The 15,940-nt window shown below is 39.4% G+C and carries 13 protein-coding genes, 1 other RNA gene and 1 riboswitch; of the genes, 2 read left to right on the forward strand and 12 right to left on the reverse strand.

Translation table 11 applies throughout. From position 1 onward, the window contains the following. Positions 1 to 92 precede the first annotated feature (92 nt). Positions 93 to 268: non-coding RNA, 6S RNA (ssrS, locus tag LJD61_RS01360), on the reverse strand. Between the two features lie 167 nt (positions 269 to 435). Next, positions 436 to 1,815 (reverse strand): uracil-xanthine permease family protein, encoded by a 1,380-nt coding sequence (locus tag LJD61_RS01365; RefSeq protein ID WP_255225695.1) that lies wholly within the window; start codon positions 1,813 to 1,815, stop codon positions 436 to 438. A gap of 227 nt (positions 1,816 to 2,042) precedes the next feature. On the opposite strand from LJD61_RS01365, the gene LJD61_RS01370 reads away from it, so the two are divergent. Continuing rightward, positions 2,043 to 3,959: an aldehyde ferredoxin oxidoreductase family protein gene (locus LJD61_RS01370; protein ID WP_255225696.1), complete on the forward strand. Its 1,917-nt coding sequence runs from the start codon at positions 2,043 to 2,045 to the stop codon at positions 3,957 to 3,959. A 153-nt stretch (positions 3,960 to 4,112) separates the two neighbouring features. Here the strand turns inward: LJD61_RS01370 and LJD61_RS01375 are convergent, their stop codons facing one another. The 8 genes from LJD61_RS01375 to LJD61_RS01420 all read right to left on the reverse strand — a co-directional run bounded on the left by LJD61_RS01375 (position 4,113) and on the right by LJD61_RS01420 (position 12,348). After that, complete coding sequence (locus LJD61_RS01375; RefSeq protein ID WP_255225697.1) at positions 4,113 to 5,057, reverse strand: D-2-hydroxyacid dehydrogenase; 945 nt, start codon at positions 5,055 to 5,057, stop codon at positions 4,113 to 4,115. 11 nt (positions 5,058 to 5,068) lie between these two features. After that, entirely contained in the window at positions 5,069 to 6,130 is a 1,062-nt protein-coding gene (mtnA, locus tag LJD61_RS01380) for an S-methyl-5-thioribose-1-phosphate isomerase (protein WP_255225698.1), read from the reverse strand. Between the two features lies 1 nt (position 6,131). Continuing rightward, on the reverse strand, positions 6,132 to 7,208 hold the full coding sequence (locus LJD61_RS01385) for a DNA polymerase IV (protein WP_255226007.1): 1,077 nt from the start codon (positions 7,206 to 7,208) through the stop codon (positions 6,132 to 6,134). A gap of 128 nt (positions 7,209 to 7,336) precedes the next feature. After that, complete coding sequence (locus tag LJD61_RS20235) at positions 7,337 to 8,257, reverse strand: peptidoglycan-binding protein (protein WP_303740621.1); 921 nt, start codon at positions 8,255 to 8,257, stop codon at positions 7,337 to 7,339. An 8-nt stretch (positions 8,258 to 8,265) separates the two neighbouring features. Further along, positions 8,266 to 8,401: riboswitch (cyclic di-AMP (ydaO/yuaA leader) on the reverse strand. Between the two features lie 296 nt (positions 8,402 to 8,697). Beyond that, positions 8,698 to 9,546: a bifunctional 5,10-methylenetetrahydrofolate dehydrogenase/5,10-methenyltetrahydrofolate cyclohydrolase gene (locus LJD61_RS01405; RefSeq protein ID WP_255225699.1), complete on the reverse strand. Its 849-nt coding sequence runs from the start codon at positions 9,544 to 9,546 to the stop codon at positions 8,698 to 8,700. 15 nt (positions 9,547 to 9,561) lie between these two features. Next, on the reverse strand, positions 9,562 to 10,344 hold the full coding sequence (locus LJD61_RS01410) for a nitroreductase family protein (RefSeq protein WP_255225700.1): 783 nt from the start codon (positions 10,342 to 10,344) through the stop codon (positions 9,562 to 9,564). 63 nt (positions 10,345 to 10,407) lie between these two features. After that, positions 10,408 to 11,388 (reverse strand): dipeptidase, encoded by a 981-nt coding sequence (locus LJD61_RS01415; RefSeq protein WP_255225701.1) that lies wholly within the window; start codon positions 11,386 to 11,388, stop codon positions 10,408 to 10,410. Between the two features lie 105 nt (positions 11,389 to 11,493). After that, entirely contained in the window at positions 11,494 to 12,348 is an 855-nt protein-coding gene (locus LJD61_RS01420; protein WP_255225702.1) for a sensor histidine kinase, read from the reverse strand. Positions 12,349 to 12,628: 280 nt separating this feature from the next. On the opposite strand from LJD61_RS01420, the gene LJD61_RS01425 reads away from it, so the two are divergent. Then, positions 12,629 to 13,990: an alanine/glycine:cation symporter family protein gene (locus tag LJD61_RS01425; protein ID WP_255225703.1), complete on the forward strand. Its 1,362-nt coding sequence runs from the start codon at positions 12,629 to 12,631 to the stop codon at positions 13,988 to 13,990. A 45-nt stretch (positions 13,991 to 14,035) separates the two neighbouring features. Here LJD61_RS01425 and LJD61_RS01430 read toward each other — a convergent pair whose 3' ends face one another. Both LJD61_RS01430 and gap read right to left on the reverse strand, forming a co-directional pair. Continuing rightward, complete coding sequence (locus tag LJD61_RS01430) at positions 14,036 to 14,725, reverse strand: YczE/YyaS/YitT family protein (protein ID WP_408614549.1); 690 nt, start codon at positions 14,723 to 14,725, stop codon at positions 14,036 to 14,038. Positions 14,726 to 14,838: 113 nt separating this feature from the next. Further along, positions 14,839 to 15,852, reverse strand: coding sequence for a type I glyceraldehyde-3-phosphate dehydrogenase (gap, locus tag LJD61_RS01435; RefSeq protein WP_255225705.1), 1,014 nt, complete (start codon positions 15,850 to 15,852; stop codon positions 14,839 to 14,841). Positions 15,853 to 15,940 lie beyond the last annotated feature (88 nt).

Raw genomic sequence — 15,940 nt, forward strand, 5'->3', positions numbered from 1 at the left:
CTTCCCTCCTTAATATATCTCCATACCATAGTATTCAGAAGGAAAAGGCTTTGCTACAAAAAAACAAAATCAGCAGGCAAATGCCTGCTGATCCATGCCCCAAAATGCCGTTAGATTTAACCTTACACCTGCACTCACGCAGGTGGGTGTCTTAATTCATACTTCAATCCACCAACAAGACGAAGGCTCGATTTTCATATGGATACACAGACTCCCGTATACTCATTGTAGGTTAAGGTTAAACATCCAACCAACATCTCAGGTAAAATAGTTTCCTACTTATAGTATAAATAACCGGACTCGAAAAATCAACATTGGACCAAAGGTAAATATTATTTAGATACATTTAATATAACAGATCCACCATATTTTATACTTTTTATCACTTTAGTAAAAAACGCTGCAGGCTCTAAGCTGCAGCATTTTTTCATTGGTTTATTCTTTTAATGGCTGCCCATCTTTTGGCTTAAGGACATAATTTACCAATAAATTCATCACTATACCCACTGTCACTGCTATGAAAACATTGTTGTTCATATACATTTTGGGGAAAGAACTCATTGTGCTTACCCATTTTGCACCGGTAGTAGAAGCAAAGAAAGGAACCATTACAGCAGCACCTATAGTTGTTCCCGCTATTAAGTTATTTTCAAAGCTCTGAGTCTCTGAGAATATAACTTCCAAACCTGAGAACATTATTAAGCTGGCACTTATTGCAAATACTCCGCCTACAACAGACCTTGGAATGCATGCCAACGCCATAGCGAGCTTCGGTGAAAGTCCATAGAACAAGAACATTACTGCTGCTACCTGAGTTATAAATCTGCTTGCAATACCTGTAGCTGCTATGATACCGATGTTCTGAGTATAAGAGGTAACAGGCAAAGCCCCTAAGAAACCACTGGCTATGCATCCTAATCCTTCTGCTGCTATGCCCTTGTTTATATGCTTAACTCTATAAGTTTCCCCGGATACAGCACAAGTGGCTGCATAATCTCCTAATGACTCAAACATGGAACCTATATATCCCGTAAATCCTCCAATGATTGCAATTGGTATTAGTACAAATGCATTGCTGGTTCCGTCGAATCCTTTAAATGGGAATAATCTAGGGAAAGCAAACCAGGGCGCTGCGGCTACTTTAGCCCAATCATATTGGCCTAATATAGTGGACAATACAACTCCCACTGCCACTACGGAAATAAGTATGAAGCCTTGAGACCAAACACCTTTTCCTTTATACTTCAATATTAAGGCAAGCAAAAATGCTATTAAGGCTAATAATAAATGCAAAGGTTTAGTTGAACTAAATATCCACGTAATGGATATTTTGGCGGCTACAAAGCCTATAGCTGTTACAACAGAACCTGTCACCACAGGGGGAATGAAATTACGAATCTTGCCTAAAATCCTTGATGCGCCAATAATCATTTCAAGCAAACCGCCTACCAGCACTGCGCCCCACATTGCAGGAAAGCCATATATAGCGGTCACTCCGCCCATAGCTGTCAATACTGAAGATGAAGGTCCTTGTACAATAGGAAGCCTATTCCCTATGGTTGTCTGAATTATTGTGCCTATACCCATTGCAAGGAAACAAGCACTGATCATTGTCGGTATTACTGTATCCGGCAGCCCTGCCAAGGAGACAAATGCACCCGCCCAAATAAATGGGGTAAAGTCAACCAGGGTTACCTGCCAGGCATAAAATAGGGTTTCCCACCACGTCTTAGGCCTGTCTTCTACACCATATAGAAGTTTAATCGATGATTTGACTTCTGTTTCAAAAACCGGCTGTTCTGGATTATAAGCCATAACAAAACTCCTCCTTTAAATGTTATTAATATGATGTATTCTGTTACTTTTGATATATTCTTGACAATAGCAATGAATTCCTCTGTATAAAAACTATGAAAACATTGTTGATAAATGTCGAAATTTTGTGTAATATTAATATAGAATATTATGTACAGTTCATTAATAATTAATTCATACCCGTTTTATAAATATTGCAGCTACAATTAAACTTGTGAGGTGATAAAATGGATAATATAAAAGGGAATGTCATCAGAGTAAACTTGAGCCTTGGAAGCATAAATTTTTTTACAACGGAAGATTTCTACAGATTCCTTGGAGGCAGGGGTTATGGAGACTGGGTACTTTTAAATGAAGTCTCTAAAGATGCCGAGCCTCTTTCTGAAGAAAACAAAGTTATAATAGCTACAGGTTGTTTTACCGGAACTTCTTTGCCGGGCTCATCAAGGATTGCATTGGTGACAAAGAATGCACTAAGCGGAGGTATATCCTATTCCAGTGGCGGAGGGAATTGGGGTCCGGAATTAAAAAAAGCCGGCATTGATGCCATAATAATAGAAGGAAAATCTTCAACACCAAAATACCTTTTTATAAACAACGGAAATGTTGAGCTTAGAGATGCTTCACATCTATGGGGCATGACAACCTGGGATACGGAAGATGCCATAAAAGAAGAATTGAAAGATGATGGAATCAGAGCTATATCAATCGGTCCGGCAGGTGAAAACCTGTCAAAAGTAGCATGCGTCATGATAGATAAAGCTCATGCACTTGCCTGGGGCGGAAGCGGTGCCATATTAGGCTGCAAAATGCTCAAGGCAATAGCCGTTAAAGGCGATAAGGATTTAAAGATGCATGACAAAGCTCTCTTTAATGATTTAGTAAAAAGCTACAGCCATATTTTACTCTCATCTCCGGCTTCAGCGTCATTGAGAAAAGGCGGGACCCACGGCATGGCAGGCGTAGGCGGCTGGAGCGGCAAAGTACCTACTTCGGTCAGAAATCTTCAGGAAGAATACTGGGATCCTGATAAAGCAAAAAAGGTTTCTGAAGAAGCCTATAAGCCATATGAGAAGAAAAGAACCCGCTGCTATAACTGCCCCCTTGCCTGCCTGCACTATTACGAAATGGAAAGAGACGGAGAAGTACTGTCCTGCGAAGGTATGCATGCAAATTCAGTCAGAGGCTTTGCCTCCAACTGGGATATTGATGATCCCTTTGAGGTGCTGAAGATTCACTCTTTATGCAACAAATACGGCATGGATGTAGACGGCGTTTCGGCATCAGTGGCCTGGGCAATTGAGTGCTTTGAAGAGGGAATAATAAACGAGGAGGATACTTTTGGCCTTAAGCTGAAATGGGGAAATTCAACGGATTTGATCACACTTGTAGAGCAAATGGCATTTAGAAAAGATTTCGGTGATTTATTATCGGAAGGTGTCAGCAATGCCTCAAGGATAATTGGGAGAGGCAGCGAAAAGTATGCTATGCAAATTAAAGGTGTAGGAATCAATGAACAAGGCGTTCATTCACATAAAGCTTGGTCTCTGGCCATAGCAACCAGTACAAGGGGCAGCGGTCATCTAAGCGGTGCTCCGCAAACCGAGAATCGTCAGATACCAGAGCAAGTTGGCAAATGGCTTTTTAATTGCGAAGAAGCCGGGATTCCAGGCTCCTATAAAGGCAAAGGCAAATTGGTTGCCTGGTATGAAATTTATAAAGCTATTATTGACTCAATAGGCATATGCTATTTTGATGCAGGTTGGTATGAGGTTGCGCTTGCTGACATCAAGCATTTTACCAGAATGTATCAAGCATTTACAGGAAAAACTATTACAGATAAGGAAATGTGGAATATTGCTGAAAAAATTTTAAATCTGGAGAGAGCATTTAATACAATTCATGCAGGATTCACGAGGAAAGATGACTATCTGCCTGAACGGATAATGGAAGAACCTCTCAATGTAGGCCCCTTTAAAGGTGAGTACATGGACAGAGAAAAATTTGATGCTATGTTGGATGAATATTATGAAACTCAAGGTTTATGTAAGGAAACAGGCTTGCAAAAAAGAGAAACTATTGAAAGATTAGGCATGGACTATCTGATAAAGTATTTTTCATCAAATAATGTAAGCATAGAATAGCAGCTGTGTTAGCTGATAACGATTGAGGATGCCCCGGGGCATCCTCTCTTGCTATACTTCGCTAAAAAACTCTAAGTTACTTCACTATGCACTCTTTTATCAGCCAGCACAACAAATTAGAACAAAGTTATTGCAATGGAATAAAGCATCTAATTAATACCCTTTATCTATATTAACTAGATTAACATAATCGCCCTTGCCTTTAAAAGCCGCCAAATTATGTTCAATTATTTCTAATGCTCTGTCAAAATACCTATCAGATTGTCCGCAGATATGAGGGGTTATTATTAAATTATCTGCATCCCAAAGAGGGCTGGATTCGGGCAACGGCTCCTTATAGAAGACATCTGAAACTCCAATTCTTATCTTCCCGTTTTTTAAAGCTTCTGCAAAATCCTCATCATTTACAGTGCTTCCTCTGCCCATATTTATGAAGCAAGCTCCTTCCTTCATAAGAGCAAAATATTTTTTATCTATAATTTTATTGGTATTTTTGGTGCCGGGCAAAAGATTAATTATATAATCGCTCTTTTTAAATACTTCTTCCATAGCCTCTTGGGAATAAACCTTCTCCACATAAGGAACAGCGGTCGAATCCCTTTTAGCGCCGATAACATGCATGCCTAAAAAGCTTGCTTTTTGGGCAATTTCACTTCCTATGCTTCCCAAGCCCAATATTCCCAAAGTCGCACCGTTTATTTCTCCCTGATGGACTTTTGGATCCCACACCTTGTTCCTCTGCTTCTCATACATTAAATAAAAATTCCTAGCCAGCATAATCAAAACTCCTATGGCATACTCTGCCATATGAATCTTATGTATGCCTCTGCCATTGGTCAATATTATTCCCCGTTCTTTTATCGCACTCAGCGGAAAGCTATCCACTCCGGCACTCAAAGCTTGGACCCATTTCAAATGATCTGCACTTTTCAGCATTTCTTCAGTAAATGTAAAAGATATAAATACTTCTGCAGACTCAATCTCTCTTTCCATTTCTTCTTTGTCTGTACAAGAATAAAAATTATAATCCGGAAATTTTTCTTTCAAATACTTTAAATGATGTTCAGTTATATTATGATAAATCAATACATTTGCCATTTTCATCCTCCTTATACCTGCTTTAACAATATTTCTTTTATAGCTTCGCTATAGGGGGGAGTTAATATGCCTTTCTCTGTCACGATTGCAGTGATAAGATGACAGGGCGTTACATCAAAAGCAGGATTATAAACTTTTACGCCTTTAGGTGCAGTTCTCCTCCCAAAGCCGCAGCATATCTCATCCCCATGTCTCTCCTCGATTACTATGTCCTCACCATCAGAAGTATCAATATCTATAGTTGAGCTTGGAGCAGCGATATAGAACGGTATATCATGAGCCTTAGCCAGTACCGCCAATCCATATGTACCGATTTTATTGGCAGCGTCGCCATTGGCGGCAACCCTGTCGCAGCCTGTTATAACGGCGTCAATCCAGCCTTTGCTCATAACATGGGCAGCCATGTTATCACATATAAGGGTCACATCTATTCCATATTGCATAAGCTCCCAGGCAGTAAGCCTGGCCCCCTGAAGCAGAGGTCTCGTTTCATCGGCAAAAACTTTTATGTTCCAGCCCTTGTCCTTAGCCAGAAAAACAGGTGCCAGAGCTGTGCCATATTTAGCTGTAGCCAGACCTCCTGCATTGCAATGTGTCAAAACAGTCATTTCATCCTTAAGCAAAGTCAAAAGGTTTTCTCCTATTGCCTTGCACATTTGCTCATCTTCCTGCCTTATATTATGAGCTTCCTGAAGCAAATCCTCTTTTATTTCTCCCATGTTTTTTTCTTTACTGCTCAAGGCTCTTTTCTCCATACGTTTCAATGCCCAAAACAAATTTACTGCAGTAGGTCTGGAAGATGCTAAATAATCCTCATTATTTCTAAGCTCTTCATAAAACTCTTCAAAGCTTTGTGCCTTTGAAGCTCTGACAGATATATAAAGACCATAAGCAGCAGCTATCCCGATGGCAGGGGCACCTCTTACCTTTAGCTTAAAGATTGCATCCCAGACATCTTCTACAGTTTCCAATAAAATATACTCCGTCTCCATGGGAAGCTTGGTCTGATCCAGTATTACAAGATTGCCGTCTTCCCATTTTAAGGAGAGCATGCTCTTCTTTGTTTTATCCATATTACCCCTCCTCAAGCTGTTTATCCATATGCAAATCAAAAAAAGATAACTGCTCATATCTTGCATCACTAAAGTTAGATAGTGAAAGGCCTATAAGCCTTATACTTCCATTTATATTGTAATTATCTAAAATATCAAAAGCAGTAGCTTTGATTTCTCCATAAGTATTTATATACTTCTTTAGTGTTTTGCTTCTTGTATGAGTTTTAAAATTATCAGTCTTAAATTTTACAGTAACGGTTTTGGCGAATAAAGCTTCTTCATCCAAAGCCCTTGTCAATTCTTGGGCAAAATCCGACAAAACAGCCTTCAAAAAAGATTTATCAGTCGTATCATTATCGAAGGTTGTTTCTCTTCCTATAGATTTTGTTTCTCTTTCCACGCATACAGGCCTGTTGTCATAACCTCTGATCCTATTATAGATTTCTATTCCATACTTTCCGAAATAGTAAACCATTTCATCCTCTGTAAGATTAAGAAGCTGGCCTATTGTATATATGCCTATCTCGTTCAGCTTTTCAATAGACTTTTCACCTATGCCATGCACTTTTTTTATAGGGAGAGGCTTCAAAATCTCAGGCACCATATCCTCTGTTATGACCTTTAAACCATCGGGTTTATTCCATTCTGATGCTGTTTTTGCCAGAAATTTATTATAGGATATTCCGGCCGATAGCGTAAGACCTAATAACTCTTTGACCTTTTTCTTGATCATATTAACTATCTCTACTGGCTCATCCTTTAGAGTGCTTACATCAAGATATGCCTCATCAATGGATACGGGTTCGACCATATCAGTCACTGAATGCAAAATGTCAAATACTTTATGGGATATTTCCTCATAACGCTTATGTCTCACAGCAAGATAAATGCCGCCGGGACATAATTGCTTTGCAATAAAAATCGGCATTGCAGAACGAACCCCATATTTGCGTGCCTCATAAGAGCAAGTGCTTACAACCCCCCTCGGACTATTTCCACCGACAATAACCGGTTTGCCCTTCAGTTTTGGATTATCCATTTGCTCCACAGAAGCAAAAAAAGCATCCATATCGACATGGATTATCAATCTTTGAATCAATTTTATGCACCTGCACAAATATTATTATCATTGCTTTTAGTATACTAAAATTTTCTATTTCATACAACCTGAAAAGCATTTGCATAATAAAGTTAGGACAAGGCTTAAGCCTTGTCCTAACTTTATTATTTATAAAAAACGTGATTGCCTATTCTTGTCACATAGATCTTATTCTTCACTATCCAATTTCCGGCCGACTTAGCCGGATTGAAGAAATATGTGCAGTTTCCCACAGGTTTAGATCCGCTCAGTGCTTCCTTTGCCGCAGCAATACTGTCAGCATCCGGAGTGTTGTATATTGTTCCTTCTGCCACAGGGCTGAATTGAGGTATGCCCTGATAATATTCGAATATTACACCTTTTACGGTATCAGGAAATTCGTTTGAATTCACCCTGTTCATTATAACATTGCCAACGGCAACTTTACCTTTATAAGACTCAGCGCCTGCTTCTGCGTTTATTATTCGGGACAACCAGTAAAGATCTGTAGACATTTCCTGTGTATTGCTTGTCCCTCTCGAAGGCGTTGCAGCAGCCGTCGCATTACCATTGGAGTAAGATAGTTTTGTTTGAGTTATTGGTCCGGCAATACCGTCAGGTGTTAAACCATTTGCCTTTTGAAAGCCTATAACTGCATTCTGAGTTTTGTACCCAAATATTCCATCTGCGCTACCTGCAGAAAACCCTTTATTATTCAAGCTTGCCTGCAAATTCGCGACTGAAGCTCCTCGGCTTCCAATTTTCAATGTGGAATTTATCTCCGCCATGCCGAGTTTCAGCAAAGTCCAATAACCTGTGATTCCATCTGCCACAAGCCCATTTTTGCTTTGAAAATACATTACGGCGCTTTTAGTGTTGCTGCCGTAAACGCCATCAGGAGCGGCGCCTGTATATCCCCAATTCTTCAGCTTTGTTTGAATAGTATAAACTTCGCTTCCTCTGGAGCCGGGTTTTATCAATGAATCTGCATTTACACCCATTGAAAGCATAGATATGCATCCAGCCATGATTGCACAAGCTGAAATTTTTTTCAATATTCTTTTCATAAGTATTACTCTCCTTCTATATTCGCTTCCGAAGTTAGCTGACGGGTTCGGGAAAGAAGGCTCCCTACCAAGATATTTCTCGGACTAACCCCTCTATTTGGTTCCTCCGTACCCGGCATCACCGGGATTCAGCTTAGTGTAGTTTACATAATATTTATTATAGACTGTATGTCCATCTTTGTCAAAATTTCTGTCCATGTAATACTATTTGAGTAATACCAAAGCTTAAGGCAGTTTTTAATAATAGATATCCAGATATTACATCCTTCCTATATATGTACATTCTGCTGTATTATGTTAATTTAATAAAAATTCAGCTGAAATATCTAATTTTTAGCTCTGTTGTGCTAACTGATAAGGATCGCAAAGCTCTGAGACTAAGACTTTGTAAGCTTGCATAGGTTGGAGTTTTTGCAGTAAAATCAATACAAAAATGATGCTTACCGCATCATTTTTGCTCCTTTTATTACATTTTTCAATAAAACCGCTGTTGTGACAGAGCCAACACCGCCCGGAACAGGAGTAACATAAGAAGCTTTATCTATAACAGCTTCGAAATCTACATCTCCGCACAGCTTGCCATTCTCATCAACATTTATGCCTACATCAATTACTGTTGCACCTTGCCTTATATATTCAGCTCCAATAAACCTTGCCTTGCCTATTGCAGCAACGACTACATCAGCACTTGCTGCAGCCTCCTTTAAATTTTCTGTTTTGGAGTGGCAAATCATAACAGTTGCATCTTCCTTCAAGAGCATCATTGATAATGGCTTTCCTACAACCATGCTCCTGCCCAATACAGCAACCATTTTGCCTTTGATATCAATATTAAAATGCTTCATTATCTCCATTACAGCAGCCGGTGTGCAGGGCGAATAGCCTTCCAGGTCTCCCTCAAAAACCTTGGCTAAATTAAGAGGGTTCATGGAATCCACATCTTTGTCAGGGCTTATTATATGCTTTATTATGCTTTCGTCCAGATGTCTGGGCAATGGCCTGAATATCAAAATCCCATGAACGGACGCATCTGTATTCAGTTCTTTAATAAGCCTTACAAAACTGTTCATATCAATATCTTCGTGACATTCGTGCACCTTGCCTGTTATTTCTACCTTCTCGCAATTTTTTAAGATGCCTTTTTCATAGGCGATGTCATCTTCTCTTTTCCCTACCCTGACAATCGCTAAAGTAGGGTTTATTCCTTTATTCTTAAGATCCAGACTGTCTTTTTTTATACTCTCCAAAAAGATTTTTGCTGCTTCTCTGCAATCCAGTACCTGTCCCATATATACGCCTCCATCTTACTTTATTTTTTCACTGCTCCAATTTTTTAATGCTTCCTTCACCGATCTGGCCATTTCTTTTGAAAAATCTGCGCCGGTTTTAAAAGCATAATGCAATTGCCCCATATTATCTGCACCATATTTATTCTCCGCATTGAAGCGTTTTTCTATATCTGCAAATGTCTCTTTAAAATTTTCTTTATACAAGTCAGAGTAATTATCAGTATGTACAATATATTTTTTGTCGAATCTTCCTCTTTTAACCCTGGTGTAACCTTCCGGATAATAACCCATGCAAAGCATCCCAACGGGGAATGCCCATTTGGGCAGATTAAGAAGCTCTTTGTGAGTTTCATAGTTTTCCATTATATCTCCTATATAGCATGAGCCTATGCCCAGTGCTTCACCTGCTATCACTGCATTCTGGGCTGCTATGATCGCATCGCATAATGCCAGCAGCAAATTTGCCTCACTTGGACCTTCAAAATCTATTCCTTTTGATTTGCAATATGAGTGTACATCAGAATTAACATAATAGTCATACCATCTCTGATAATCAGCTAAAAAAATAAGCACTAGCGGAGCATCAGCTATAAAAGGCTGGTCATCACAGGTTTTGCTCAATATCTCTTTTTTATTTTGATCTTCTACATTGATTATGGAATAAAGCATCATATTTCCTGCTGTAGGAGCTCTCATTGCGCATTCCAGGATAATATCTGCATGTTCCTTAGATATAGGCCTTTCATCATATTTTCTTAAAGATATCCTGTTCATTATCACATCAATGGCATTATTCATTATATATACCCCCTAAATAATTATTCTGCACAAACCTATTCAATCCTTCTGCGTTAACACACATCAATAGATGATCTCTCTGATCACTCTCAAGAAATTTCCATGTGCTATTTTTTCGATATCTGTTCCGCTGAAGCCCCTTGACTTCAAGCCTTCCAGCACCGCTCCTCCGGTTCTGACATCCTCAAGGCCTTCTACGCCTTTGCTTATCTTTTCATCAGAGCCTAATGAACCGCTCCTTAAAAAATCACAAAAATCAAATCCTATTCCTACTGCTTCCAACCCGGCTACATTTACAAAATGTTCAATGTTGTCCAGATAGCAGTTGATATGCGGCTTATTCTTATGCAGGAATTCTCCGCAGGCATTTACCCCTATTACGCCACCGGATTTGGAAATGGCTTTGGCCTGCTCGTCGGTGATATTTCTTCTATGCGGTAAAATAGCCTTGGAGTTTGAATGAGAAGCGATCATGGGTTTCTTCCATATTTCGGTTACCTCCCAGAAGCTCCTCTCATTAAGATGGGATACATCAAAGATCATGCCAAGATCATCCATAAGCTTTATAGCCTTCTCACCTAAAGCAGTAACGCCTTTAGAACCATCCTCTATGGCCGCACCGGCTGCGAGGTGATTTTCCTCATTCCATGTCAGGCTGGCATGCCTGAAGCCCAGGTCATATAGAGTATTGATTTGCTCAATATCTCCTTCTATCCCGCTTAAACCTTCGATCCCCATAATAGCAAAAAAATGTCCTGCTTCTATTGCTGTTTCTATTTCTCTATAGGATTTTACAAAATCAATGGGAGCATCCTTCTTTCTCAAAGCTCTGATCTCCCCCATTACACCGCCTATTTCCCTCCAGAGGTAGCGAACTGAGTCAACTTTTTTATCTGTTCTTGTATATACTACAAAAATTCCGCCGGATATTTTTCCTTCCTGAAGCTTGGGAAAGTGTGTATCCATAAAATAATCCATATCACCCAATCTTCTTTCTTCCACCGATTTCATCCAAATGTCTGAATGGGCATCAAATATGTACATTCTATACCTCCTATGTCCTTTTTCTCTATTTTATCACAAAAAAGTTTGCAGCCAAAAGGAATAGTTTGTATTGATTTATACATAACAATTTTATATGACAGTTTATTAAACAGAAGTCTTTTTCGAGGCCATGCTGAAATTAAAAAGCTGTTTTGCCTTTATGCTCTTCGCTGCCCTGTTCACAGGCAATCTCAATATAAATCTGCTGCCTTTTCCCTCAGTACTCTCTGCCCACAGTGTTCCGCCCAACTCCACGGCCAAGTGCCTGGAAGCATAAAGACCGATGCCCAGGCTTAACTCCGCAATATCTCCATCTCTGCCTGCCCGATAATGTTTATCGAAAGCCCTTTCTAATTCATAATGGCTCATTCCCTTTCCATCATCGATAACACTTATGTCCAGCCAGTCATCTTCACTATGCATTGATACCAGAACTTTTCCTCCATCATAGGAATATTTGATCCCGTTCATTATAATATTATTTAGAATTCTTATGACCTTCTCTCTGTCAAGTTTAAGAAGCTTTCCCTGCCATTTTGTTTCAATTTTTACATCAATATTTTTCTTTTTTGCATAATGATTATTCAATATGACGGCTTCCTCCACCAGCTCAGCTATATCTTCTTCGGTATCATCGCTCCCGGGCTTTTCCCAATGCTTTATTATCTTGGAATAGTTTTCAATAAGCCCATTCATCTCCCGGCAATTTTTGTTTATAACCTCCAAATGCTTGGACAAAACATCACAGCTGGTGCCCTTCTCTTCATTTTCTGCTATTGCTTTCAGTATTTGACCTGAAGCATCAATATTTACACTATAATTTTTTATATCATGAATCGCCATAAGAAAGCTATCATTCATAGCCTTCAATTGTTTTGTCTTTTTATAATACCTGAAAATAATACAGGCTAACATGGATATATATAACACATATAAGATAATAATACCTGCTTGTACCATTTTATCCCTCCTTCGATCATTCAAATTTATTATCTTTATATATATATGTCCATCTTTTAGCCATATATACCTCATTATTCTTTTTTTCTATACAAAGCAGCATGATCATTAATCAAATCTATAGCTATTTATTAGAAAAAATGCAGAATAAGAAAGTTGGACGAGATAATAGAGAAAAACAGCATGATCGGATTATGATATTTTTTTAACAATCGTGTATAATTTAATTATACAAATCAACAGTTTTGTATAATTAAATCAACATGAGGAGGCTTAGTCTATGGATATTATGTCAATTCTAAAACAAATCAACGGAGTATTATGGGGACCCATAATGCTATTCTTGTTATTAGGAACAGGTATATTATATACCTCGAAACTCCGATTCCCTCAGGTAAGAAGATTTAAAAACATTTTCAAGCAAGCTTTCGGCGGTATATTCAAAAAAGAAAAAACCGAAGGCCAAGAAGGCGGTATATCTTCATTCCAGGCTCTTGCTACAGCTATCGCAGCCCAGGTCGGCACAGGAAACTTAGCCGGAGTTGCTACAGCTATCGCTTCCGGAGGTCCGGGCGCTGTATTCTGGATGTGGATTAGCGCTTTTTTTGGCATGGGAACAATATTTGCAGAAGCGGTTTTGGCACAAACTTATACAGAAAACATAGACGGAGAAGTCACAGGCGGACCTGCCTATTATATTAAAAAAGGTCTGGGCAGCAAATTTCTTGCCGGTTTCTTTGCAATCACTATAGTAATCGCTCTCGGCTTTGTAGGAAACATGGTCCAATCCAACTCAATCGGAGAAGCCTTCAATTCTGCTTTTGGGATACCAAACTTATATGTAGGAATAATAGTAGCTATTTTAGTCGCAATGATAATCTTTGGCGGTATCGGCAGAATTGCATCCTTTGCAGAAAAAGTCGTACCCTTTATGGCCTTGCTTTACATTGTAGGTGGACTGGTCATTGTTCTTAAAAATGCTGATATGATATTGCCGGCATTTAAAATGATCATATATGGAGCTTTTAATCCGGCTGCAGCTACCGGCGGTATCATAGGTGTTTCAGTCAAGGAAGCCTTCAGATATGGTATTGCGAGAGGCTTATTCTCCAATGAAGCAGGTATGGGTTCAACTCCTCATGCTCATGCTGTTGCAAAGGTTAAGCATCCTGCTCAACAAGGCCTCGTAGCCATAATGGGAGTCATTATCGATACTTTGGTCATTTGCACATTTACAGCATTAGTAGTTTTGATGACAGGAGTTATAGATACAGGCCTTACAGGGATTGCGCTTACACAGGAAGCCTTTGCCAGAGGTTTCGGAGCTTTCGGCAATCCTTTTATCGCAATATGCTTGCTGTTCTTCTCCTTTACAACCATAGTAGGCTGGTATTTCTTTGGAGAAGCCAACATGAAATATTTATTTGGTAAAGGAAGCCTTACTATTTATAGAATAGCTGTATTGGCATTTATTGTCTTTGGAACTACAATGAAAGTGCCTGTTGTATGGGAATTGGCGGATATGTTTAACGGCTTGATGGTAATCCCCAACTTGATAGCATTGCTGGGGATGATTTCTCTGGTAGTTAAAACCTTCAATGACTACGAATCCAAATATGACAAGCTGGGAAATCTGAAATAGATCTTCATAAAAAATTGTGGCACTTCAAATGGAGTGCCACAATTTTTATGGTATATGCTCCTCTTGTTTTTTCTTAAAATTATCAGCCATCATCAGTAAGTTCTCATGCTCAACTGATTTGGAATCATATTTCCCCATTCTGAAAGCCAATTGAACCGAGAGACCTATCGTAAAGGCGATGATCAAAGTACCTACACCTATCGGGCCTCCGAGCAGGTATCCTATGGTCAGCACTGTGAGCTCAATAGCACCTCTTATCAACCAAACGGGCTTATTCATTTTTTTTACCAGGCCTTCCATCAAACCATCCCGGGGACCTGCTCCAAGCTGCACCTTTAGGTAAAAGAATGTGGCCCAGCCAATCATCAATATTCCAAGCATAAGCAGAGAAAGCTTACCTAAAATAGTGTCCGGAGTTTTATAGAAACCCGATCTATCTATCAAGTCAATAAAAAATCCGATAAAGTACATGTTCATTACGCTTGCCAGTCCGGGTATTACTCCAATAAAATAAGATAATGCCAGTATGCATAAGCCTGTTACCTGTGAGGCTTGCCCAAGGGTCAGGGGCGTATGGTTTACAATGCCCATATGAAATACTTCCCAAGGGCTCATTCCCAATCTGGAGTATAATGTTGCCACTATTCCTGCAGAATATAAGAATAATCCAAATAAAAGCATAGGCATCTTTTTAAGCAAAGAAATTAAATACTCCTTATTTCCCAAACGGGTCACTCCTATCAAATTTATGGGTTATATATAATTCTACCTATTATTTCTGATAAATAGAAGTGTTATATTTTTATCAAAATAAAAAGGATTATCTGCTCGGATAATCCTTTTTCAAATTACATTCTCTTTGCTATATATTCAACCAAATCAACTGTTCTGCAGGAATAGCCCCATTCATTGTCATACCAGGCAACTACCTTTGCCATCCTGTCCCCTATCACCATGGTGGACAAGGCATCCACTATGGAGGACCTGTCGTCCCCTTTATAATCTATTGATACCAAAGGCTCTTCAGAATAGCCTAATATTCCCTTCAGTTCACCTTCTGAGGCTTCTTTAAGAGCTGCATTTATTCCCTCTGCGGTAACCTCTCGGGAGAAATTGCAGACCAGATCCGTAACTGAAACCGTAGGAGTAGGAACTCTTAATGAAAATCCGTTAAGCTTGCCCTTCAACTCAGGCAATACCTTTCCAACAGCCTTTGCAGCTCCTGTAGTGGTAGGAATTATGGATTCCGCGGCAGACCTTGCTCTCCTCAAATCCTTATGGCTCTTATCCAGTATTCTCTGATCATTGGTATAGGAGTGTATTGTAGTCATAAGTCCCTGCTCTATGCCGAACTTTTCATGCAGCACCTTGGCGAAGGGAGCCAGGCAATTTGTTGTACAGGAAGCATTAGATACAATCACATGCTTCTCAGCATCATAACCCTTTTCATTTACTCCCATAACAACCGTCACATCTTCATCTACAGCAGGAGCTGTGATCACAAGCTTCTTTGCACCCGCATTGATGTGTTCCATTGCCTTTTCTCTCTTGGTATATGCGCCGGTGGATTCAATCACAATGTCAATTCCAAGCTCTCCCCACGGAATATTGGCTGCTTCGGATATTGCAAATACCTTTACTCTTTTCCCATTTATCACCAGAGCATCCTCTTCAGCTTCTATGGTTCCATTAAATTTCCCATAGGCAGAATCATACTTCAGCAGGTGAGCCAAAGTCCCGGTATTTGCCCTTGCATTGACTGCAACCAGTTCAATATCACTGTCCTTCCACTTGTCAGCAACTATACGGGTTATTTGCCTTCCAATCCTTCCAAAACCGTTTATGGCAACCTTAATACCCATTATACATCCTCCAATCACGTAGATAATAAACATATATATTAATGAGCAACATATGGTACTATTGTTTATATGTGCTATACTATTTATA

The sequence above is a fragment of the Lutispora saccharofermentans genome (genome assembly GCF_024363565.1).
Classification (GTDB): domain Bacteria; phylum Bacillota; class Clostridia; order Lutisporales; family Lutisporaceae; genus Lutispora; species Lutispora saccharofermentans.